This is a genomic window from Ruegeria sp. F12, from assembly GCF_056533885.1.
The window spans coordinates 1-23217 of record NZ_JBQFOV010000005.1; the positions used below are offsets into that span (position 1 = coordinate 1).

Below are 23217 nucleotides of genomic sequence, written 5' to 3' on the forward strand. Positions count from 1 at the left end.
TTGGGATGGGACAGAACCCGCAAACCTATCTGAAGCCCGGCGACAAGATGGAGTTGGGGATCGAAGGACTGGGCGTGCAACGGCAGGATGTAAAGGCCAGCGCATGACCAGCATCACCGGCATTCGAACCGAAGACTTGCGCTTTCCGACCTCGGACAGTCTGGACGGATCGGATGCGATGAACCCCGATCCCGACTATTCCGCCGCGTATGTGGTGCTGGAAACCGATGGTGCGCATGAGGGCCACGGCCTCACGTTCACCATTGGGCGCGGCAATGAGATCTGCGTGGCCGCGATCAAAGCGCTTGGCGCTTTGGTCAAGGGTTTGGAACTAGAATGGATCACCGAAGATATGGGCCGCTTCTGGCGTTATATCACCGGAGACAGCCAGTTGCGCTGGATCGGGCCGGACAAGGGTGCGATCCATCTGGCTACGGGCGCGGTGGTGAATGCGGCGTGGGATTTGTGGGCGAAAGAGGCGGGGAAACCCGTCTGGCAATTGGTGGGTGACATGTCCCCCGAAGATATCGTGCGCCTGATCGACTTTCGCTATCTGACCGATGCGATCACCCCGGACGAAGCGCTGGCCATGCTGCGCGCCGCCGCGCCGGGCAAAGACGACCGCATCACCAAGCTGAAAGCCGAAGGCTACCCGTGTTACACAACCTCGGCCGGGTGGCTGGGCTATCCCGACGACAAGCTGCGCCGCCTGTGTCAGGAGGCCAAGGACGCAGGCTTTACCCACACCAAATTCAAGGTGGGCCGCGACCTTGACGATGACATCCGTCGTCTGACCATCGCCCGCGAGGTTCTAGGCGAAGACATAAACATCATGATCGACGCCAATCAGGTATGGGAAGTGGATCAGGCCATCGACTGGGTCAAGGCCCTGTCCTTTGCAAGCCCGTACTTCATCGAAGAACCCACCAGCCCCGATGACGTGTTTGGCCACAAGGAAATCCGCGAAGGGGTTGCGCCGGTCAAAGTGGCGACGGGTGAGATGTGCCAGAACCGGATCATGTTCAAACAATTCATCAAAGAAGGCGCGATCGACATCGTTCAGATCGACAGCTGTCGGATGGGAGGATTGAACGAGGTTCTGGCCGTCATGCTGATGGCCGCGAAATACAACTTGCCCGTCTGGCCCCATGCCGGGGGCGTGGGTCTGTGCGAATATGTCCAACATATGTCGATGATCGATTACATCGCGATCTCGGGCGAGAAAGACAGCAAGCGGATCGAATATGTCGATCACCTGCACGAGCACTTCGTCGATCCCTGTGTGGTGAGAAACGGGGCCTATATGGCGCCGGAAAAGCCAGGGTTCTCGATCGAAATAAAACCCGAAACCATCGAAGATTTCCGTTTTTCAGCGGAACTGGCGGCGGGATAAATGCAAAGGTCTGAACAAGTTCGGTAGACCGGCGAAGGTCTTCAAGCAACCCGAAGGAATTGCTCCTAAGGATGAAATTTATAAAAAACCGCCTTTGGGATCGCCCGTGTTCTTGCACTCGGAGAAAAGGCTGGTCTGGTAAAGAAGACTCTGCGTTTTGGCCGTGTCCACGGGGCTTCAACACCATATCTTACAGCGGCTGTGCGTGTCGCCGAGCTTTTGTAAGAAAAGACCATCGACCGTTTCATGTTGAAGGTCTGCCCGCCCTCGCAATTGAGCGAAGAGGCTGCGCTGAATGAGGCGCTGTCGCTGGGTCAGGTTGACACGCCATTTGCCGGAGCTGCGTTCCTGGGTCAGTCTTTAGGCCCGGTTAGCATCTCGGGTTACCTGTCTACTCTGCGGCCTTATGGTCGCTGGAAAGCCCATGTGAACTTGGATCTGTTCAATAAGATGGCGGCTGAATACAAAAACATATCGGGCGATTCCGTATCAACGATCTCTGAGGACGCACCCTAAACACCCGCAACCACTGTGGCATAAACCGGGGCATTTCTCGGAAGGTTCAACCCCAAGAGCCGAGTGTCATTCCATGTTCCGATGAACTGGTTGGGGTGGTAGGATTCCTTGCCGACCAATGATTAGACTCAGCTTTTCAGCTAAGCCCGAGAAATTGGGGCGAATTCGGGGCTCTATAACCGCTAGAGAGGTGGTTAACGGGCGCGACCTAGACCGCTAGATCAACAGCCCACTGGTGCTGAAACGACCGCTGACGCGTCGTTCCAGAGGGCTGACGTGGGTCGCTGATGCTGGCGGGTTGGGGGCGCGTTTGGGCAAGTGTAGCGAAGGACTGGTTAGAGCCCGACGCGGTCAATCGAAAGAACGGTCCAGGACTATGGGGAGCTCAAGCGTAATGCTCGCTCCTCTTTCGACTAGGTTGATTTCGACCATTCCTCCGTGGCGCCGCGCCACTGCAGAGACGATTGACAACCCCAACCCGCTGCCCTCGGAGTACTCCAACTGAGAAAACCGATTGAATGCCGCTTCGCTTTGGTCTGGTGAAAGGCCAGCACCATCGTCGGTCACAGTTAGGTTGACGCATTTGCCGTCACACCGCAGCACAACTGAGATTTGGCTCAACTTTGGGCCACCATGTTTGACCGCGTTATCCAGGAGGTTCTTTAGAGCCTCAATCAGAAAGACACGGTCGCCGAACACCGTGACCGCCGTCTCAGGCATCGTGACATCAAACTCGATGCCCTTTGCAAGGATATTAACTCCCATCTCAGCGCAGGCTTCTTCCACGACCGAGCGAAAGTCAATTTCAACCATTTGATTTTCGTGCGTCGGCTGCCTGAGCCTTTCAAGCGATAACAGCTGTTCCGCCACCGTCGCTGAGTTTTTTGCAGCCGCAACAAGCTCGGAGATGCGTTTTTCTCGGTCGCCATCCGTTTTCGCGTCCTGCAGCGCTTCGGCCATCGACTGCACGGCGGCCGCTGGGTTCCGCAGCTGATGTGCAGCTTCGGAAATAAACACTTGATGGGCGTTGATACTGTTTTCCACCTGTCCAAAAAGCCGGTTCAAGGTTTTGACAACTCCTTGAACTTCGACTGGGACAGCGCGCTTGATCTCACTGAGGTCATCTGGTGAACGCAGGTCTATTGCGTCCTGCAAATCCAACAACGGCCTAAGGCCACGAGCGACGCCGAACCACACCACAATAGCGAGGGTGGCCAGCAGAACGCCCATCAGAATTCCTGCGCGGATAGACAATTCATTCGCAAACGCATTGCGATCCGCCATGCGTTGCCAAACTGTAACTGTCGCATCTCCGATTAGATTGTCTATGGTCACGCGTTCCGTCATCTTAAGAACGCGCACTGGTTCTTGGCGGTAGAGCGCTTCGAAAAACTGCGGTTTGTACACCTCTTGAGCAGATGGGTTTGTGGCGGCCGGAGGGTACGCATAGCCAGTCACATAGATGCCGCCGGGGCCTGTTACGTGGTAAAAGATCTCTCCGCCCGACGCGTCGCGGATCATGCTGCGCGTCGTTGGTGACAGCGCATCACCCCCCGAAATCGCAACATCTCGCGATATGGCTAGGCCAGCAGATAACAGGCTGTCGTCGAACAATTCCTGCGCCGTATTCTGTGCAATCATAAAGCGCCAAAGACCAAGCAAGGCTGCAATTAGTACCAAAGGGGTTAGGATAAGAATGAAAAGTCTTAACCTGAGCGAGCCGTGATTGATCACTTCTGCACCTCAAGCAGATATCCCAGACCTCGGGCTGTCTTTATTCTAATACCGAGATCCTGAAGACGTTTTCTCAGCCGAGATACATGAGGTTCAACGGCCGAGGCCTCGACATCGGCACCCACGCCATAGACATAATCTGTAAGTTGGCTTTTGGGCACAATTCTGCCCCTACGCTCTAACAGGCATTCAAGCACAGCTATTTCCCGCCGCGGGATATCCATAACATTGCCCTGCACACTTACCTGACGTGCAGCGCGGTCGAATTCCAGGCCGCCGATGCTCTCTTTTGCTCCGTAGTCGAGGTCTTTGCGTCGAGAAAGCGCCCGGATGCGTGCTTCCAACTCGTCCATTTCGAATGGCTTAACCAGATAATCATCTGCACCCATATCCAACCCGGAAACCCGGTCGCTTGTTTCGGCACGTGCCGTCAGCAAGATCACCGGTACGCTGTCACCACGATTACGAAGAGATTTCAGGATCTCTAGCCCTGACTGTCCGGGCAAATTGATATCCAGAACAACTAAGTCGGCGCCCTCTTGCGCAAGATACAAGTCAGCCTCGTCGCCATCCGAAAGCACTTCTGCCGCATGACCGCGGTCACGCAGACGATAGGCAATAGCGTTGGCGAGGGTCTCGTTGTCTTCGACGATGACGATCCGCATCAGGGCTCCTGCAAGTTTCGCGCAAGGTTGGCGCTCCATGATTGCCAGATGGGAGGGGGAATCAACCCCACAGTTCTATTTGCGATCACGGTGGCGCAGAGGGCGCTAGCGTGGTTGTCTGGTCAACAGGGAGGAACCAATGACCATTTCCAACTTCACTCGTCGCGCCGTCGTTGGGCTGATCGCCGCCACCGGTATCGCCGCACCTGCTGCTGCCGAGGTCGACTTCTCGGGTAAGACAGTTGAATGGGTCATCCCGTTCTCGGAAACGGGCGGGTCTGCCAAATGGGCCAACTTCTTTGCGCCGCTTCTGTCGGAAGCTCTACCGGGTCAACCGACAGTTGTCGTGAAATTCATGCCGGGCGCTGGTTCGACCAAAGGCGCAAACTGGTTTCAGGAGCAGAGCCATGACGACGGGACGCTGCTGTTTGGCACCTCTGGTTCAACTCAATTCCCATATCTGCTGAGCGATCCTCGCGTGCGCTACGAGTACAACGATTGGATCCCGGTTATGGCGTCAGGAACCGGTGGTGTTGCCTATCTGAACGCCGAAGACGGAGCAAAGTTTGATGGCTCTGCGAACGCGCTGAAAGACACAAACTTTATTTACGGTTCGCAGGGCGCGACACGCCTTGATCTTGTACCGCTGCTGGCGTGGCAAATGCTGGGCATGAATGTTGAGCCTGTTTTTGGCATCAAAGGCCGTGGCGATGGTCGCCTGATGTTCGAGCGAGGTGAAGCCAACATCGATTATCAGACCTCGTCCGGCTATCTGGGTGGATCGGCACCTCTGGTTGAATCCGGTCAGGCTGTGCCGATGATGACTTGGGGTGCTCTGGATGCGGACGGCAACATCGTGCGCGACCCGACCTTCCCGGACATCCCGACATTCAAAGAAGTATGCGAAGCGACCGATGGCTGTGAAACCAGCGGTGAGGCATGGGATGCGTGGAAAGCGTTCTTTGTGGCCGGTTTCCCGGTTCAGAAGCTGGCCTTCCTGCCGGGTGACACGCCTCAGGAAGTGGTCGACGCCTACACCGCAGCGTTCCAAGCTGTGACCGAGCGAGGCGACTTTGCCGACATCTCCTCGAAGCGCGTGGGCAAATATCCTGTGTTTGTTGGTGACGGCTCCAAGTCGGCGCTGCAAACTGCGACAAACGTCGAAGACAACGCCAAGGCCTATGTCCTGAACTGGCTCAAAGAAGCCTATGGTGTCGAGCTGAACTAAGCCCAAACACCACTGCGCGTGCCCCAATGTCGGGCGCGCGCTTTTCCAAACACAAGACAATTTATGAAAGGCGGCCGCTATGGAGGTTTTCGCCACCGCTCTTCCTGCGCTCAGTGATGCGTGGGGACTGATCCTGCAACCAATTGTTCTGGGGTACCTTGTTCTCGGTGTCGTTATGGGACTGGCAGTAGGTGTTTTCCCGGGGCTTGGCGGTATTGCTGGTCTGTCCCTATTGCTTCCTTTCATGTTCGGCATGGACCCTATTCTTGGGTTGGCGCTGATGATCGGGATGGTCGCCGTTGTTCCGACCTCTGACACCTTTGCCTCGGTTCTTATGGGCATCCCCGGCAGTTCCGCCTCACAGGCGACAGTGTTGGACGGTTTCCCGATGGCGAAAAAGGGCGAGGCCGCGCGGGCATTGTCAGCGGCCTTTGCGTCATCGCTGTTTGGCGGTTTGGTCGGCGCAACATTTCTGACCATGTTTATCCTGATCGCGCGGCCCATCGTTCTGGCATTCGGTCTGCCCGAGATGCTGATGATCACCATTCTTGGCTTGTCGATGGTCGCTATCCTCGCCGGGCGTGTTCCGCTGAAGGGTGTCGCCGCCGCAGGGTTGGGCCTGATGGTCGGTACGATTGGTGAGGCGGACGCAGGCGGTTCGCTGCGTATGGCGACGTATGACATTCCTTACCTGACCGATGGTCTGAAGTTGGTCATCGTTGGCTTGGGTATCTTTGCGGTGCCTGAAATCGTCTCGCTGCTACGACAAGACCGATCCATTGCCAAGGGCGCTTCGCTAGGGGCCGGTTGGCTGGATGGCGTCAAAGACTGGGCCGCGAACATTTGGCTGTCGGTCCGCTGTTCGATCATTGGCGTGGTCGTTGGTGTTATTCCCGGCCTCGGAGGCTCGGTTGTTGACTGGATCGCTTATGGCCATTCGGTTCAATCGACAAAAGACAAAAGCAACTTCGGAAAGGGCGAAGTGCGAGGCGTCATCGGGCCGGAAAGCTCGAACAACGCCAAGGAGGGCGGGGGGCTGGTTCCAACGCTGCTGTTTGGTATCCCTGGCTCGGGTTCAATGGCGATCTTTATCGGCGCTGTCGCACTGTTGGGATCTGGCGATATCGAGGTCGGGCCTAGCATGCTCAAGGATAATCTCGACATCACTTATTCGATTGTCTGGTTGCTGGCTCTTGCCAACGTGGTGGGCACCATCCTGTGTATCGCGGCTTCGGGCGGGATCGCCAAACTGACAACAATTCGCTTCACTTATCTTGCGCCGTTTCTGTTCATGCTGATCAGCTTCGCGGCATTCCAGTCCGGTCAGAATTTCGAAGACCTGCTGGCTCTGTTCGTCATCGGTCTGATCGGCATTTTCCTGCGCCGTTTCGACTGGTCGCGCCCGGCCTTTCTGATTGGGTTCGTGTTGTCCAACCCGGTTGAGAAGTTCACCAACCAGGCGTTCCAGATAGCCTCTTTCCGCTTCCGCAAAAGCTTTGGTGAGGGGATGGAGTATGTCTTCAGCCCGATCGTTATCGTACTGATCGTGGTCACCGTGGTTTCGGTTATTCTGGGCATTCGTCAAGCCAAGATGATCATGGCCGAAGGTGAGGTCAAATCCGGCAGCAAGCGCGCGCCGCTGATCTTCCTGCTGGTGATCATGGCTTACCTGATCGTGGCGTTGATCAATGCCAACATGATCCCTGACTACAACATGACCGACAAGATCATCCCGCTGGTGATCGGCAGCGTGTCGCTGTTTTGCTGCGTCATCCTGTTGATCCAAATGATGCGGCGTCCCGAGGGCGATGCGATCTTTGCTGACAAAGAACTCGCCGGTGAGGATGCGAGCGCGCCGCATGGACTTTGGTCGACCCTCGCATGGTTTGCAGGTCTGATCGCGGCCACATGGGTTGTAGGATTCATCCTCGCCCTGATCGGGTTTCTGATCGCATTCTTCCGCATTCGCGCCGGGTCCAGCTGGCAGATGACGCTGCTCCTGACGGCCTGCGGCATTGGTTTCATGTGCTTCATGGCCGGTGCTCTGAACCGCGATTTCCCGCCGGGTCTACTACAAGACATGGTGAACCTGCCATGGCCGCTCAAGTAGGCACTCCACGGCTGCCCGGCCTGCCAATTTGGCGGGCCAGGCGGGGCTGAAATCAGAAATTTTAACGGTTTGTAAAGGAGGGTTCGCAATGACCCAGACAGCAATCCCATATGTTTTCATGCGCGGTGGCACGTCCCGAGGGCCATATTTTCGGCGCTCTGATCTGCCCGAAAATTTGGACACTTTGGCCGATGTTCTTGTCGCTGCCCTCGGGGCTGGACAAGCACTCAATATCGATGGGATCGGTGGTGGAAACGCAGTGACGACCAAAGTGGCGATGTTATCCGTCAGCGAAGACGACTGGGCGGATATCGACTATTTCTTCGCGCAGGTTTCTGTTGATGAGAAGCTGGTTGATTTTAAACCTACTTGCGGAAACATCCTCTCAGGAGTCGGTCCAGCTGCGATCGAAATGGGTTTGTTTCAGCCCACCGGCGACGTGACCGAGATTCGCATTCGCGCAGTTAATACAGGCGCCCGTGTCGTTGCCAAAGTGCAAACCCCGGGCGGTGAGTTGGTCTACGAGGGCGATGCGGAAATCGCCGGAGTTCCCGGTCATTCTGCACCGGTACAACTGAGTTTCATGGGCGTTGTGGGTTCGGCAACAGGTGCATTTCTGCCCACTGGAAATTTGCGCGACACAGTGCAGGGGATCGAGCTGACGTGCATGGATGTCGCTATGCCGATGGTGATAGCCCGGGCGGCCGATTTCGGACTGACAGGATATGAAAGCGCCGAAGAGCTGGATGCCAACCGTGCTTTCTTTGATCGGATGGAGGCCGTGCGGATCGAAGCCGGGGAACGGATGGGTATGGGGGACGTATCGAAATCGGTTACTCCGAAATTCGGCCTGATGGCACCCGCCAGAGAAGGTGGAACCCTTGCGGTTCGGTATTTCATGCCATGGAAAACTCATCCGACAATGGCCGTTACGGGCGCGCAATGCGTGGCATCTTGCGCTTTGACGCCCGGAACCGTCGCCGACGGGTTGCTTGATCGCCCGGATTCAAGCCCGGCAGAAGTTGTGTTGGAGCATGCCTCAGGCAAGATCGACGTTCTGGTGGACTTCTCGAATGACGGGGAGTTCAACGTAATTTCTGCCGGTTTGGTGAGGACTGCGCGTAAATTGGCGGATGGGCATGTTTATGTTCCGGAATCCGCGTGGAACGGTAGTTGAAGTGGGAATCTCTAATTGGTATACAATAGTATACATAATGAGGATATCACGATGGACGACTATTCGGAATGCCTTGATATCGCGCGTCAGGAACTCAGGCTGGCGCAGTCGGCTTTGCGAAAGGATATCGCGGAATACCCAACGCCAATTGCCGGGTGTGATGAGCAATTCAACCATCTGCTGGATCAACGCGAACGCGTTCGCAATGCGCTTGAAGCACTCGACAAACTTAATTTTGTGCCGACGCCAAGAAAACTGAGCACCGAGTAGGCTATAGGAAGTCGATGAAAGTTCATATTCTGGATGATTGGTTTGACACACTGCAGGGCCTTCCTTGCTTCGGAAAACTGTCCGACCATAATGTGAAAGTCTGGAAAGATCATGTTGAAGATACCAGCGAGTTGGCCACACGCTTGCAGGAGGCTGAGGCGCTGGTTTTGTTTCGCGAGCGCACCAAGATAACCCGCGATCTGATTGAAAATCTTCCAAACCTGAAAGTGATCAGCCAGCGCAGCGTGTATCCGCACGTCGATGTGCAGGCATGCTCGGATCACGGAGTGCTGCTGTGTTCGAACATGCATGGCGGGACGCCCTCATATGCCGCAGCCGAACTGACATGGGCACTAATCATGGCCGGGATGCGCGACTTGCCTGCGCAGATGGCATCAGTCAAAGCGGGGCATTGGCAGGCCGGGGTTGGCAAGACCCTGAGAGGGCGGCAGTTGGGGCTGTATGGATATGGTCGTATCGCCCGCGCTGTTGCTGGCTATGCCGAGGCATTCGGGATGAATGTTGTCTGGTGGTCTTCGGATGAAGGCCGGGCACGCGCGCTGGCCGACGGCGTGCAGATTGCCACAAGCCGCGAAGCGTTCTTTGCCAACAGCGATGTTGTCTCAGTCCACGTCCGCCTGAAGCCCGACACGAACGGTATCATCACAGCATCAGATTTTTTGCAGATGCAACCGGGCGCGATGTTTGTGAACACCTCCCGGGCCGGGCTGATCGCTCCGGGTGCTTTGTTGGATGCGCTGAACGCCGGTCGCCCGGGGAAGGCCGCAATCGATGTCTTCGATACCGAGCCGCTCACCGACCCGAATGACCCTTTGCTATCGCACCCGAACCTGATTGCGACGCCGCATATAGGTTTTGTGACTGAGGACGAATTCGACCTGCAATTCGCAGATATTTTCGATCAGGTGAACGCCTATGCTGAAGGTGCCCCTATTCACATGATCAACCCCGAGGTTTGGACCAGCGCAGGATAAGATTGGCCGCTATGGGCGCGCCGATGATAACCAGCACGATCCTTGTCAGATGGTGGGTGATCACAAAGCCCAGATCCGCACCCGAAACGATGGCCAGCACTGTCATCTCGGCCTGTCCGCCGGGGGCAAAGGCCAAGAAGGCCTCGACCGGTTGACCGAAGCCCAGCGTGGTGACAACGCCAGTGAAAGCGGCTGCGAGGATCGCAAGGACGATGACATAGGCGACGCCCGCTGCAACCACCCGGCGGAGTTCGACCCAAGTGACGCCCACGAACTTCACGCCTATCCCACAGCCAATAAAGAATTGCGCTGCAAGGATGGCCTCGCGCGGTGGTCGGGTATGAATGAAATCCCCCAGTGATAGGGCTGCTGTCAGGATCATTGGGCCGAGAATAGATGCCCCGAACAGGCCGATCCGCTCACCGCCTTTCCAGCCTATAACTGCCGCCAGTACCATCAGTGCCAACTCATGCATCGGCAGGTCGCGCGCGGGCTCTCCGATTGGGTTGGTGAGCTGGGCATCGTAGAACACTGTCAGCAACAGGGGGGCCAGCGTTACAATGATCAGCACGCGCGTTCCGTGGATCAGGGAAAGTGTTCGCGGGTTGGCGCCTGCTTCGGCGCCAAAGATGATCATGTCCTGCAATCCGCCTGGCATGGCAGCGTAAAACGCGGTCGTGGAGTCAAACCCCCAGAACTTGCGAAAGAAAGGCACTCCGACCAACGCGATCAGCAGGATGAATAACGGGACCAGTGCGATAGACGCTACCATCTTTGGCAATTCAACAAACAGCGCAGGGGTTATCGAAGCCCCAACTGCAACGCCGAGTATGGTGCGCGCTGCAACCGAGACCTGACCAAAACCTTCCATTGGGGCATGCGCCAGGGCGGCTATGAGACACGCGCTCATTGGGCCGAACAGAAAGGGCAGCGGCAGATTCAACGCCCAAAATACTCCGGTGCCCAGTAGTGCAAGGGCCAGTGTCACGGCCCGCTTTGTCAGGAGAGAAGGTGTTTTGTTTTGGGTGGGCAAAGCGCGGTTTCCGACAATATTGACTCGGTGTGTATCCAAATGTATACAACTGGACGCAAGAAGACAAGTGAGCGTTCGATGACCATTCAAGACGACCCTTTACAGCCTGGTCCGCAAGGCAATTCAGCGTATCAACGCCTGCTGGATGAGATTCGCGAGGGCACACTGCTACCTGGCGAACGCTTGCGTGAGATTGAGCTGTCAGAACGATTAGGGGTCAGCCGCACACCGGTGCGGGAGGCTATCCGTCAGTTGGAGGCCGACGGGCTAGTCACTCATGTGCCCCGGCAGGGCGCAACCGTACGCAGCCTCGATTACGCCGAAGTAATGGAACTCTATGAGATGCGCGCGGTGCTCGAGGGAACTGCGGCCCGTTTAGCAGCGCGTGCTGCGTCGGATGTCGAATTGGACGAGTTGGGCGTTTTGAACGATCGCTTGGCCGAGGCAGGCACCGGCTCGGAGGCGGCTCGGATCAACCGGATTTTTCACGCCACACTTTTGGATGCGGCAAAGAATCGGTTTCTTGCCAAGTCTATGTTGTCTTTGCAAAAAGCGCTGTTGATCCTTGGGCCATCGCAATTGCTGGACGGTGATCGGGCCGAGACAGCAGTGGCAGAGCATAAGCGCGTCATGGCTGCCTTAAAGGCCCGCGATGGTGCAGCGGCTGAAACAGAAATGCGCGCGCATATTCAGGCCGCACAACGGATGCGTATTCGGGCGTTGCAAGAACGCGACCGGACAACCGACGAAAATCAATAGGTAGACAGGATATGGCCACCCAAAAGGAAGCTTATGATATCGCTGTGATCGGCGGTGGGAATGCTGCCCTTTGCGCGGCGATGACTGCTGCCGAGGCAGGCGCCCGTGTTCTGATCCTCGAAACGGCACCAAAACCCTATCGTGGGGGGAACTCACGCCATACGCGCAATTTTCGTTGTATGCATGGTGCTCCTCTGGGCCCTCTAATCGAAGAATATAGTGAAGATGAGTATCTTGAAGATCTGCTCAAGGTCACTGGCGGCAAAACCGACGAACATCTTGCTCGCCTCGCGATCCGAACCTCCGAGGAATGCCTGCCGTGGATGGAAGAACACGGCGTGCGGTTCCAACCCTCTCTGTCCGGGACATTGTCGCTGGCGCGGACCAACGCGTTTTTTATGGGGGGCGGGAAGTCTCTGGTGAACGCCTACTACCGCACAGCGGCAGCTTTGGGCGTGGATGTTCTTTACGAAGCTGCCGTGACGCATCTTGAGCTGAACGGCGACCAGATTGAATGGGTCGACTACACCTATGAAGGCCAATCTCATCGCATCACGCCCAAGGCAGTCATCGTTGCCTCGGGCGGGTTTCAGGGCGACACGGATTGGCTCACCCGTGCATGGGGCGAGCCAGCAAAGAACTTCCTGATCCGGGGGACGCCCTATAACCGGGGGGTTGTGCTGGCTGATCTGTTGGATCAAGGCGTCGAGAGCGTCGGCGATCCAACCCAATGCCACGCCGTCGCCATTGACGGGCGGGCGCCGAAGTTCGACGGCGGCATCGTCACCCGTTTAGACTGCGTGCCGTTTTCAATCGTCGTGAACAAGAATGCCGAGCGGTTCTATGACGAGGGCGAAGACGTCTGGCCCAAACGCTATGCGATTTGGGGGCGTCTGGTTGCCGCGCAACCGGATCAGGTAGGCTATGTGATCATCGATGCGAAGTCGCTGAACCTGTTCATGCCCTCGGTGTTCCCTCCGCTAAAGGCGGACACCTTGGAAGAGCTGGCTGGAATGATGGATCTGCCCGCCGACAAGCTGAAGGCGACCGTTGCTGAATTCAACGATGCATGCCGCGACACCAGTGGATTTCACCCAACTGAGTTGGACGGGGTCACAACCTCGGGTCTGACGCCACCCAAGACCAACTGGGCTCGTCCGATCATCGAGCCTCCATTTTATGGCTACTCGCTGCGCACCGGTGTGACCTTCACCTATCTGGGCCTGAAGGTCGACGATACGGCTCAGTGTTCGACTCCCAGCGGCAAGATCAAAAACCTATGGGCCGCGGGCGAGACGATGGCGGGTTCGATCCTGGGGCAGGGGTATCTGGCCGGCTTCGGCATGACCATCGGAACCGTTTTTGGACGTATCGCAGGACGTGAGGCTGCAGCCTATGCAAACTGATCTTATTCAAGAAGCCCGCCGTCAGGCAGAGATCTGCAACGCCTGTCGCTACTGCGAGGGTTATTGTTCGGTCTTCCCGTCGCTGCACGCGGAACGCGCGTTCTCGGATGGGGACATCACGCAACTGGCCAACCTGTGCCACAACTGCAGGGGGTGCTACTACGCCTGTCAGTACACAGCTCCGCACGAGTTTGACCTGAACCTGCCGAAAGCTCTGGCCGAAGTGCGGCGGGACAGCTGGGAAAGCTTCGCTTGGCCGCAGCCTCTGGCGCGCCGGTTTCACACACACGGCGGGGCCATAGCCTTGGCGCTTGTGATCGGATTTGCCCTGTTGTTCTGGGCAATTCGTGCCATCGGATCAAGCGGAGGAGAGGGGTTCTATACCGTCCTGTCCCACAATGCGATGGTCGCAATCTTTGCGCCCGCATTCCTTTTGCCACTCTTTAGCTTGGCTATCAGCCTGAGGCGCTATTGGACGGAGGTTGGTGGCAAACCTATCCAAATGTCTGATCTGATAGCTGCGTTCAAACGCGCCGGCAAGATGCAGGACTTGACCGCAGGCCACGGCGAGGGTTGCAATTTCGAGGACGAAGACCGGTTCAGTCAGGCCCGACGCCACATTCACCAAGCCATCATGTACGGCTTCCTGCTGTGCTTTGCGTCGACCTCGGTGGCAACGATTATGCACTACGGGTTAGGGTTGCACGCGCCCTACGGGTTTTGGTCGTTGCCAAAACTGTTCGGGATTTCGGGCGGTGTGTTGCTGACAGTGGGTTGTGGAGCGATGGCTCTGCTTAAGCAAAAGTCGGATCGCGAGCTTGGCGACCCGTCTGCATGGGGTGGGGACGTCGGTTTTATCCTGTTACTCGGTTTTGTCAGCCTCAGCGGGCTGGTCCTCTACGCCCTTGGTTCGACTACTCTGATGCCCGCGCTGCTTGCCATCCACCTTGGATCGGTTCTGACATTCTTCCTGCTGACGCCCTACACTAAGATGGCTCATGGCTTCTATCGGCTCGCGGCTTTGGTCAGAGACGCGCAGCGGAAGAGAGAGTTGTCAGGTGTTTGCTAGTAAATTTCTAGCGCTAAAGGAGAAAAAGAAGTCGCAATTGAAGCGCATTTCGATGCGATCGCAGGTTGGCTCAACCCGTTTGGGCGATCAATTCTCTGATGGTGCTCATGACGTCGGCAACGTGATCTATGTCCAGTGCTGCGGCATGCGGGTTTACGAAAGCGCCACTGTCATTGTCGAAATAGGCCCCTGATGGGTCAGCAAACCGCGCGCCCAGGGCGGCCTCGATCAGGATATCCGCACCGATGTTCATGTCATTCCCGGCAACGCCAAAGCCTTCTTGCACCATTTTCGAGGCCAAAAGTGATCCGGGATTTACCGCGACCATCACAGGCGCATCAGCTTGGGATTTGGCTCATTCCCGGGTCCAGATGGTGATCGCCAGCTTGCTCTGAGAATAGACTTCCATGTCCGCCAGCGGCACATTGCCCTGCATGACCCTGATGTTCACCGGGGCTTGTGCGGCAGATGAGAGGTTCACGACACGCCTGTTTGCCGGAATAATCGGCTGCAGCAAATCGGTCAGCAGGTACGGTGCAAGAGTGTTTACGACAAAGCGGATGTGCAGTTCGACTTGATCGAGGGAAGCTATGATCTGGCACTCAGGAAGCCTCCATGGGAAGCATAAGCTAAATTAGGGCTGGGGGAATTTAGATATCCTAACGCCAAGGTCGAAGACAGGCGCTAAGCAGTCACGCCTTGTGCAGTCGCGAAAGTCTAATGTGTCCCGCAACTTGATCTTTGGCCTCCAAATTTCTCAGCACCGCCCACGAACGGCGGATATCTTCGTCGCGTTGCAGTACCGAAGACAGCGCACTTGCAGCGATTTTCGTGCTGCGAACGCGCTCAGCGAGAAATTGGCAAGTCGGCTGGGGGCTCAGGGCGATCGTTCGTCGAAACTTCGTGAGCGGCCACTTTGCGAACGAAGTTGACGTTCAACAAATCTAAGTGAAGGTCCGCATACTGTTCAAAGCCGCACAACATACTCATACTAGTGGTCAGAGAAAAAACTCTGCCCGTTGCACTACCCAAACCATTGCGACCAGACTTGCGCACGCAGCAACAACAGTGCGAGAACCAACCCAGATACGCCCTGGTTGTTTGCGCAGCAACAAAACCAACGGCCAGACCAATAAAACGATTATGATTTGTCCAACCTCTACTCCAACGTTGAAAGCTAGCAAGCTGTGCCAAACGTTTGGTGCATCGACACGTAGAATTTGGTGCAACATGAAGGAGAAGCCGAACCCGTGCAGCAAACCAATCCCGGACGTGATGGCAAAGGCCTTCAGGTCGCCATGTCCTTTCTCAGGTGGCCAAACCGCCATTGCAGCTGCGTAGATTATCGAAAGCGCTATTGCCAATTCGACGGTTGGGATGAACCATGCTCCGCTCGGCGCGAAACCAAAAAAACCCAAAATCAGTGTCACCGTGTGGCCCAAGGTAAAGCCTGTGACGCGGGCAAGAAGGCTGTGCAAGTTTAGCGCACCGATGATCATGCAAAGCACAAACAGAACATGATCGGGACCTTCCAAAATGTGCCGAATTCCCTCAGCAAAAAAGGTCGAAACGGCTGCGGTCGCCGATCCGGAAATTTCGACCGGGGTATGCATCAAACCCCGCGCACGATATGTTCGAACATCCTGCCCGTTATAGTCGAGGATCAGGTTCGCCGTGTCATCTTGTCCAGGAAGCCCCGGATATGACGTATAGGACAAACTGTATGCTCCTACCTCTCCCGTAACAAAGCGCAGGTGCACGTCAACCATCACCTCGCCAACATAAATCTCCTCATTGATTGGAAAAACGTCCCTAGGCGCAAGTGCCGAGCGTGCCTCATTGAGCGTAGCAAATCCAGGTTCCTGCCCCAAAGGATGGAGTCTTATCGAGACGATTTCGGGGGTTTGTCGATGACCGTCGATAGACAGCACAAGGCCGTTTTCAGCAATACGAGCCAAGCCGGTTGGATCTTTGTGCAACGCGGCCTGATCCAAGTAGTGCATGAGCACGCCATCTTCGATCTGATTGTATGTGTATGGAGCTGGTTTGGGCAAACCGTCCGGGCCCTCGGTACCGACGAGTTCCGCAACCAAATAAGGCATCGGAAGGCGTAAATAGACATCAAGGCCATCTTCCGAGTGGGACACATGGTGAATGCGAACATTCTGGTTTAGATTGAAATGCGCTTCTGCTCTGCCCGCGCACAAAAGGATCGTTGCAGACAAGAACGTGGCAAAAAACAACCTTACCACAACCACAGTATTACCCTCCTGTCTTGGCGTTGATAATCGTCAGGTCATCAAGCATCCAATGGTCGCCATGCCGCGAAACGTCGAGCAAGCCACGATAAGAAACCGCTTGCCTATGCAGGTGCCCCCAATGACCTCCGCTTACGCGAGCTGTCCAACTGGCCAGGGCCTGATGCCGATTTCTTTCTTCGCCGGGCGTGAAACTCTCGACATTCAGGTCTGAAATCGCTTCGACGCGAGCCATGGCGCCAGAGGGTAACGTAACTGACAAACCACGACGCATTTCTGCTTGAACCTTGACGCGATTAGTTGCTTCGACATATGGCTCCATCGCCGCTAAGGCACTATCATCCCGCGTCTCAAGCATCGTGGTTCCGATATTGGCCACCAGCCCTTCCACGATTTGACGCGATGCGATTTCATCCGACTCAGGCGCTGACGACGGGTTGTTCAGCGAGTATGTGACAATCGCGGCGGCACCGAATGCCCCGGTTAGGCCAAGCAAGATCAGACGCTGGACGTTTGTGCGCTGCAACGAGAAATAGGCGCATATCAAACACAGAAAACCTAAGCCGAACGCAAGCGAGGGCACCTGTGTTGCAGCCGCGACTTTGACGACGACTGGGCTTGTCTTTGGGTTGGTCCAAGTTGTCAGGTAATTGTTCCAACTTACAACGGGATCGGATGCATAAATCTGCGAGGGGACCGCCCCTGCCGGATCTGAAAGGGTGATCGGAATAACATCCAAACCAACTGGGAAAAGCTCCCATGCCAGATCAACTCGGTTCGGCAAAGTCGAAACCGGATAGGAAAGGACGACGCCCAGTAACATCGTCTTTCGGTTTGCCTCGGCTTGATCCGGAAGAACACGCAAACCTTCGGCACCAACTTTGATACGCGAGACCTGCACCGTTTCCGGTTTCATCGGCTTGCCATCGACGGCGAGAGGGTTTCTCGTCTCAAAAAAGTCCGAGACGTCAGACTTGATCTTGATGACATCATCTCTGGTCAGTCGGTCAGCATCTCCAAAGCCCAAGTCCACCCAAGTCTCAAGGTCTTTCAAACGCAATATGACCTCGTGCTGGACGACACGCGGTTCCATGGCAAGAAAAGACATCATCGGGGATTTGTGGTGGCGAGTGAGGTTTGGATTCTCAAACTTGCTGAACCAAGGGTCTTCCCAATCTGGCAGCATCGTCTCAGCCTGAGAAAGGTAACGATAGTCTGTCACTGGAACGCCCATATGCTCGGCCACGACGCCAAGTGAAGCCAAGGGAATCCCGTCTGGACTTAGGGGGGGAATGAACGTGATCTGTTCCGGCTTGCCATTGAACGGAAACTCCATGTCCACGTAGACGACATTTTCGCTACGCGGTCGCGGTCGATACAGAGCGCTCGCTGCCGTTTGCCGAGAAATTCTGGGGCGCACATCAATCGTATTCGTTGTGTTGGACAGTTCCACATCGTCTGCCCAAACCTGAATGTTCTGACCTGTACGCTCAGCCAGCGACGTACCCGAACCATCATCTGGAATGACGAATATGGGATAGTCGTTCAAATCGACCTCAAGGAGAACCCGCACATGATCAGGCTGCACCGAAAGCTCAACAAAGTTCGGCGCGGTTTCTCCGCCGTAGGGAGACACGAGATCCGCAATCGATTGGCTTGCGCCAAACGCGATACTCGCAAGCGACGAGCCCACCCAAACCCATGTTTTGCTGCGTTCGCCAATCTTAGAAATGAAACGCGACGGCAGCATAGATACCATTCTGGTCCACATCATAGGCAAACTCCCCATCCGAACGGTCGGTGGAAAAGTCGATTCCATAGAACTGATAGCCAAACCGCAGAGACGTGTTTTCCCAGCCTTTCCAGTCAAACCCAGCCACAACCAGGTATTGCAGGTCATCGCCATTCACACCGAAACCACTCAGTTCAGCCCGGCTGGCGAAATTCCATTTGTCGTTGATTTCCGAGATATATCGAAGTGCGATCATTGGTTCGAGCCATTCTTCTGTCCCACCCAACGTCATACCTGGGCCGGGGCCTGCAAAGTCGATTTCCTGTTTGATCCGGTTCCACTGAACACCAATTGCGGCATCCGCTGCATAGCGTTGGCCCGAGGCATTTACTCCGTTCGCAAACCGGTAAGCGCCCTGCACGTTGGCAAAGGTCTGCCGGACATCAACATCAACGTCCACCCTGCCACCGGGTAGAGTTCCATCTCCGCCAAGCTTTACGTAGTAAACTTCTGAAATGATCCCGAAGTCGCCGTTCCAGCCCTCGTAACGTACTGAAGCTGCGCCTTGCAACACATCCAGCACCTCGCTCAGGTTCAAGTCGAAATCGACGCTGGTTCCATCTATAGTTGATGTGCCCGTCGTGCTGAGCGGAAGAAACAAATAGGGCGTGATTGAGTGTCGCCAACCGCCGTCATCATCTTCAGAACGTGCAAGTGACTGGGCGTTTGCTGCGTTGGATATAGCGACAAGCGACCATCCAACGCAGACCAAATAGCGAGTAATCAATGAGGTATGTTGCATAGAGATTTCCGATCAGAATTAAAAGAACCGGCGCGTTATTAAGACGCGCCGGTCAAATTTGACTTTATTCATCGCCCGGATACAAGAACTCTTGGCCTAACGCTTCCGAAGCTTCTTCGTAGATGGGTCGCAAAACGTCGTCTACGTCGTCAAAACCACCCTTTGTGAACTCTGAGAACTCCATTACTTCTGGAGAAAGTCCAACCTTTTCCGCATAAGCGGTCTTGTCAGCAGGGTTTGGCGGCTCAGCTGGTGCAGCGAGAGGCGGTGCCCAAGTGTGCTCTTCCGTTGCTGCCATCCGAACCGTAATCGCGTCTTTCGTGACATTCCAAACCATGAAGTCATCTGCCAGACTTAGCGGACCATCATAAGTGCTGCGTATGCGCTCGAATACATTGTTAGAAGTGTCGAAGTCATTGAAGAAATGATAGGCGACCGCCATTCGTGGTTCGATATCGCTCATGACTTTTCCGAAGGCTTCGGGCGCCGTATGTACTTGAGTTCCAACCAATAAAGCGGACTCGGGTGTGAAACCCATCTTTGCTACAAGGTCGGGAACCGCTACGAAGCATTCATGGATGGCGAGGTCTGCGTTCTTAGCGTACTCCTTGAACCACTTGTTCGGATAAGTGTCTGAGCTAAAAACAAATTTTAAACCATTCCATTCCAGTGCGTAGCTGATTGCACCATCAATTGAATGGATGGCTGGAAAAGTACGAATTTGGACGCCATTTTCTTCGTAAATTACCTCGTTCTCTAACCTGTAATCGAACTCATTAACCTCCATTGAATAACCGCGGAAATCAGTGACTCCTGCACGGCCTGCTAGGTCCCATGTGAGCATCTTTTGCATATGATCTAGTGCATAAGCAGTGCCAAGTTCTTCTGATGGTCCACTTGGGCCCCAAACCCGTAGCGGAATATTCCGCCCCATCAATGCGCCACCGATGAACAGGTCATGCAACGCGCCGAAATGGTCGGTATGAAGATGGCCGATGAAGACCTTGTCCAAATAATTATACGGGATTTGCAGGGAAGAAATTCGCTCGGCCGATCCCGAGCCAATATCGAACAAGAACTTGTCTCCGTTGCCCAATTCCACAAGGAAACACGCAGCAGCCTGAGCAGCCCGCGTAGTAGGCATTCCGGTTCCACACGCGATGACCCGCATCTCGTCTTCAGCGAGATCTTCGGTATTGGGGTAGTACACATCGCGAGGGCGATCACGCACCATCGTAGGAGAAACTTCTTCTGTTTCCTGCGCGTATACAGCCGAAGGCGCAATTAACTCCATGACTGCTTCAGTGACAGCTTGTGGAGAAACAGCCCAAGCGCCAATTATCGCTCCACATACGAAGTGCTTGCCGAGACTTCTGTAGTTCATACGTTTGGCCATGTGTCATCCTCCAGTCGCTTAGTAGATTGGCAAGCTGGGAATGCGGAGTTTCGCGCTCCGGCTCGCTGTTTTGGTTAAAAGTTTAGGGTTTAGGGGACTTTCACGTAAGTGACTCACGGTGAATAACGGGGTGACTCACATGCCAATAAATGCAAAAATACGAATGTGGTACGGCAATCTGACAACATCTCGGACGGCGAGAAGCGCGCTGCCCTCGGCAGGTTGATTGCTGACGCTCATCTGGATGGATCCGATAGGCTTCAGGCGTTCCTGACGTACATCGTCGAAGAAGATCTCGCTGGTCGGGGAGATCAAATTCGCAGCAAGACTATCGCCCAAGATGTTTATGACCGCGATACCTCAGAGGGGACCGACCCGGAAAATATCGTTCGCGTCGATGCACGTCGACTTCGTCAGTTCTTGGAACTGCATTACGAGGGTATCGGTAGGGATGATCCGGTAAGACTGTGTGTAGACAGCGGCGGATATAGGCCGCGGTTCGAAACTGTCTCAGAAACCAGTTCAGTATCAATCTCAACAAAAACCAAACGCATTGGACTACCCTTAGGGGCGTTCGCCATAGGGGCCGTCGTTGGCGCGTTGGTCGCAGTTGGTCTTGCCCAAGATGGACAGGAAACTGCTTTTGCTGAAGTGAGTGGTTCATCAGAAACTGACACGGACGCATACTTGCAGCGCGCGGCAATTTACGAGAAATCCCTAGCCGCGTTACAAGCATTCAATTTGGCGCAACAAGCGCGGACAATGATATTTCCGATCTTCGACCGACAGCGGCAGCTACTTGTTCTGTCTGTGTTTGAGGGCGTGATCGAGATCGACCCAGAATATTTCGCTGGATATGCCGGTGCAGCGCAGGCACTCGCGTCACTTGCGGTGATAACTCCGCCATCCGATGCCAAGACCGAATACGCTGAAGCCGCTATGAAGCTGGCGAACCAGGCGGTAAGCCTTGCCCCAGATCAAGCCTGGAGCCAGTCTGCTAAAAGCTGGGCTAGTTTTGCCAATCGCGATTATGAGGCTGCGCTGCAACTCAGTAGACGCGCATCAAAACTTGATCCGAATGATGGAGCAGTCCTCGACTTTCTTGGCGCGGTGGCCATGTTTTCAGGCGAATTCGAAGAAGCTATTGAAACAGCAGACAGGCTATCTCTGCTGGATTCCAGCAACCAAAGATTTGCAAATCGAAACATTTCCGGCGCGACGTATTTTCATCTGGGTGAATATCAAACAACCGTAGAGCGCTTTGAAGAGGCAAAGCAACTTGGCGATCCACTCAGCGCTCCTTCACTAGCTTATGTAACGGCAGCGTTGTCAGCTTTGGGGCAAGACTATGCGGCTAAAGCCAAACTGGCTGAACTTGAGCGCGCATGGCCGGAAGCGCCGATAGATGCGATGCTCAAAAGTATCCACAAAGATGTCGAGAACGCAGAGGCCGTGCTACGCGAGTTACGAAAACAAGGCTGGGTTAGCCCAATGCGATAGAATCGCGCACAACAGCGGGGCGGAATACGAAGGTCGAAACATTCTCCGCTGGCGCAGGTCCTCCGGTCAAAATTTCAAAAACCAGCGCGAAGTTGAGATCGATAGTGGGAAGCAAGGTAAGCGACGTCTTCTCAGATTGCGTAAAATTTGCTTTCTTGCGCAATGCCGTCGCCAGTGCGGACTGCAGAAACCGGTATCTTTGGGCTCTCAACAGCCATTCGCTGCACTAGGAATGAAAGATCGCTCCGCCTTAGCCTTTAAACAGCACCCCCGCCAGTACCAGCGACCACCCGTCAGAGCCCGGAACGACTAGTCGGTGACCGAGCCAGAGCCTGTGAACGGGTCTCTAGTGGTCTCGAAAGGTGTCCTACAACCCCAGCCAGTTCAATCATACATGGAACGGCGGCATGCCACAGGGGCTCAACTCTCCGAGAAATGCCCGTTTATGCCTCGGCTGTTCTGGCACCCTCTGACCTCTCGTCTTTCATGAATTTTTTAGCAGGGGTCCTATGGGGGCGGGGAATAGGTATATGTAGTGAACAGAAACCAGAGAATAGAGAAGCCCGAGTATCCTCGTTTCTGATCCACAATATATAGAGGGAGGAGGAGGTTGTAGGGGAGATTGAGGACCCATAGCACTCGCAGCCAACCGGCGTTCACTGCTGGTTAAATCACGTGGCGGTGAATTCATGATTGGGTCTTCAATTGATCAAGGCCTGAAGTCATTCACCGTTCAGCCACGAGACCGTCGACAATCAAAAGTTTGCGACAGAATCGAAGCTGAATTCCGAAGCGAAAAAGCTGGTCAATGATGACGGCGGTGCGCTTGTCCCGATGATTGCCAACCACATCATGAGTGTCAGCAACACTCTGACGCAGGGCAGTATCGCCGCAAATAGGGAAATGGATGTTGCCAAAGCGCACGAGCGTTGTTGGTTTGCCCAATAGCGTATTTCCCGTCCGACGGTCTGACACCGGTAGATTTCTTGGCCTGCAGCGATGATTCTTGTCGCTTGCAGGCCTTTTTGTCGCGAACGCGCTTGTCTCTTGTCGAAAGCTGGGCAAGCTCGAAAAATGAACCGGAATCGTACTACAAAACGTCTGGACCGCCGTGCCACCGGCTGTAACCTTGTTCCGCAACGGATGTGATCACCCGAAAGGGCGCTCTATCTGC

The 23217-nt window shown here is 55.1% G+C and carries 20 protein-coding genes and 1 pseudogene; 12 read left to right on the top strand and 9 right to left on the bottom strand.

The genetic code is table 11. The features are described from left to right. The 3 genes and pseudogenes from ACR0CA_RS08390 to ACR0CA_RS08400 all read left to right on the top strand — a co-directional run. Positions 1 to 107: pseudogene (locus ACR0CA_RS08390) on the top strand (2-hydroxyhepta-2,4-diene-1,7-dioate isomerase); the annotation flags it as partial. Further along, positions 104 to 1393, top strand: a complete 1290-nt coding sequence (locus ACR0CA_RS08395) for an L-fuconate dehydratase (protein ID WP_480898278.1) — start codon at positions 104 to 106, stop codon at positions 1391 to 1393. The pseudogene ACR0CA_RS08390 and the gene ACR0CA_RS08395, both read left to right, overlap by 4 nt. 246 nt (positions 1394 to 1639) lie before the next feature. Then, positions 1640 to 1909 (top strand): hypothetical protein, encoded by a 270-nt coding sequence (locus ACR0CA_RS08400; protein WP_480898281.1) that lies wholly within the window; start codon positions 1640 to 1642, stop codon positions 1907 to 1909. Positions 1910 to 2260: 351 nt separating this feature from the next. Here the strand turns inward: ACR0CA_RS08400 and ACR0CA_RS08405 are convergent, their stop codons facing one another. Together ACR0CA_RS08405 and ACR0CA_RS08410 are read right to left on the bottom strand one after the other, a co-directional pair. Then, positions 2261 to 3643 (bottom strand): sensor histidine kinase, encoded by a 1383-nt coding sequence (locus tag ACR0CA_RS08405; RefSeq protein WP_331252153.1) that lies wholly within the window; start codon positions 3641 to 3643, stop codon positions 2261 to 2263. Next, positions 3640 to 4308 carry a response regulator transcription factor gene (locus ACR0CA_RS08410; protein ID WP_170775675.1) on the bottom strand — a complete coding sequence of 223 codons (669 nt, stop codon included), beginning with the start codon at positions 4306 to 4308 and terminating at the stop codon, positions 3640 to 3642. Before ACR0CA_RS08410 ends, ACR0CA_RS08405 begins: the two co-directional genes overlap by 4 nt. 139 nt (positions 4309 to 4447) lie before the next feature. Here ACR0CA_RS08410 and ACR0CA_RS08415 point away from each other — a divergent pair, with 139 nt between their 5' ends. From ACR0CA_RS08415 to ACR0CA_RS08435, 5 genes are all read left to right on the top strand, one after another. After that, a complete protein-coding gene (locus ACR0CA_RS08415; RefSeq protein ID WP_480898284.1) occupies positions 4448 to 5536 on the top strand; it encodes a tricarboxylate transporter in 1089 nt (362 codons plus the stop codon). A gap of 79 nt (positions 5537 to 5615) precedes the next feature. After that, positions 5616 to 7646, top strand: coding sequence for a tripartite tricarboxylate transporter permease (locus tag ACR0CA_RS08420; protein ID WP_480878380.1), 2031 nt, complete (start codon positions 5616 to 5618; stop codon positions 7644 to 7646). An 88-nt stretch (positions 7647 to 7734) separates the two neighbouring features. Next, the gene (locus tag ACR0CA_RS08425; protein WP_480898286.1) at positions 7735 to 8823 is read left to right on the top strand and encodes a 4-oxalomesaconate tautomerase; all 1089 of its coding nucleotides are present in this window, start codon (positions 7735 to 7737) and stop codon (positions 8821 to 8823) included. Between the two features lie 51 nt (positions 8824 to 8874). Then, positions 8875 to 9093, top strand: a complete 219-nt coding sequence (locus ACR0CA_RS08430; RefSeq protein WP_170775669.1) for a hypothetical protein — start codon at positions 8875 to 8877, stop codon at positions 9091 to 9093. 14 nt (positions 9094 to 9107) lie between these two features. Next, positions 9108 to 10088 carry a D-2-hydroxyacid dehydrogenase family protein gene (locus ACR0CA_RS08435; RefSeq protein ID WP_480898290.1) on the top strand — a complete coding sequence of 327 codons (981 nt, stop codon included), beginning with the start codon at positions 9108 to 9110 and terminating at the stop codon, positions 10086 to 10088. Here the strand turns inward: ACR0CA_RS08435 and ACR0CA_RS08440 are convergent. Then, positions 10057 to 11076: an AbrB family transcriptional regulator gene (locus ACR0CA_RS08440; RefSeq protein ID WP_480898291.1), complete on the bottom strand. Its 1020-nt coding sequence runs from the start codon at positions 11074 to 11076 to the stop codon at positions 10057 to 10059. The genes ACR0CA_RS08435 and ACR0CA_RS08440 overlap by 32 nt on opposite strands. 123 nt (positions 11077 to 11199) lie before the next feature. Between ACR0CA_RS08440 and ACR0CA_RS08445 the strand changes: the two genes are divergently transcribed. The 3 genes from ACR0CA_RS08445 to tcuB are packed head-to-tail and all read left to right on the top strand — an operon-like array spanning position 11200 to position 14355. Then, a complete protein-coding gene (locus ACR0CA_RS08445; protein WP_170356258.1) occupies positions 11200 to 11880 on the top strand; it encodes a GntR family transcriptional regulator in 681 nt (226 codons plus the stop codon). An 11-nt stretch (positions 11881 to 11891) separates the two neighbouring features. Continuing rightward, positions 11892 to 13286 carry an FAD-dependent tricarballylate dehydrogenase TcuA gene (tcuA, locus tag ACR0CA_RS08450; RefSeq protein WP_480898294.1) on the top strand — a complete coding sequence of 465 codons (1395 nt, stop codon included), beginning with the start codon at positions 11892 to 11894 and terminating at the stop codon, positions 13284 to 13286. After that, positions 13276 to 14355 (top strand): tricarballylate utilization 4Fe-4S protein TcuB, encoded by a 1080-nt coding sequence (gene tcuB, locus ACR0CA_RS08455; protein WP_480898297.1) that lies wholly within the window; start codon positions 13276 to 13278, stop codon positions 14353 to 14355. The genes tcuA and tcuB overlap by 11 nt, the downstream gene beginning before the upstream one ends. Before the next feature lie 70 nt (positions 14356 to 14425). Here tcuB and ACR0CA_RS08460 read toward each other — a convergent pair whose 3' ends face one another. From ACR0CA_RS08460 to gntH, 5 genes are all read right to left on the bottom strand, one after another. Next, positions 14426 to 14683 carry a hypothetical protein gene (locus ACR0CA_RS08460; protein ID WP_480898299.1) on the bottom strand — a complete coding sequence of 86 codons (258 nt, stop codon included), beginning with the start codon at positions 14681 to 14683 and terminating at the stop codon, positions 14426 to 14428. A gap of 27 nt (positions 14684 to 14710) precedes the next feature. Continuing rightward, the gene (locus tag ACR0CA_RS08465) at positions 14711 to 14836 is read right to left on the bottom strand and encodes a hypothetical protein (RefSeq protein WP_269149831.1); all 126 of its coding nucleotides are present in this window, start codon (positions 14834 to 14836) and stop codon (positions 14711 to 14713) included. A 517-nt stretch (positions 14837 to 15353) separates the two neighbouring features. Then, a complete protein-coding gene (locus ACR0CA_RS08470; protein ID WP_480898302.1) occupies positions 15354 to 16580 on the bottom strand; it encodes a HupE/UreJ family protein in 1227 nt (408 codons plus the stop codon). A gap of 37 nt (positions 16581 to 16617) precedes the next feature. After that, complete coding sequence (locus tag ACR0CA_RS08475; RefSeq protein ID WP_480898304.1) at positions 16618 to 18519, bottom strand: hypothetical protein; 1902 nt, start codon at positions 18517 to 18519, stop codon at positions 16618 to 16620. A 692-nt stretch (positions 18520 to 19211) separates the two neighbouring features. Continuing rightward, complete coding sequence (gene gntH, locus ACR0CA_RS08480) at positions 19212 to 20543, bottom strand: guanitoxin biosynthesis MBL fold metallo-hydrolase GntH (protein ID WP_170791716.1); 1332 nt, start codon at positions 20541 to 20543, stop codon at positions 19212 to 19214. 165 nt (positions 20544 to 20708) lie between these two features. Between gntH and ACR0CA_RS08485 the strand changes: the two genes are divergently transcribed. Beyond that, complete coding sequence (locus tag ACR0CA_RS08485; RefSeq protein WP_480898307.1) at positions 20709 to 22043, top strand: tetratricopeptide repeat protein; 1335 nt, start codon at positions 20709 to 20711, stop codon at positions 22041 to 22043. Positions 22044 to 22769: 726 nt separating this feature from the next. Here ACR0CA_RS08485 and ACR0CA_RS08490 read toward each other — a convergent pair. Next, the gene (locus ACR0CA_RS08490; protein ID WP_480898309.1) at positions 22770 to 22988 is read right to left on the bottom strand and encodes a hypothetical protein; all 219 of its coding nucleotides are present in this window, start codon (positions 22986 to 22988) and stop codon (positions 22770 to 22772) included. Between the last annotated feature and the right edge of the window lie 229 nt (positions 22989 to 23217).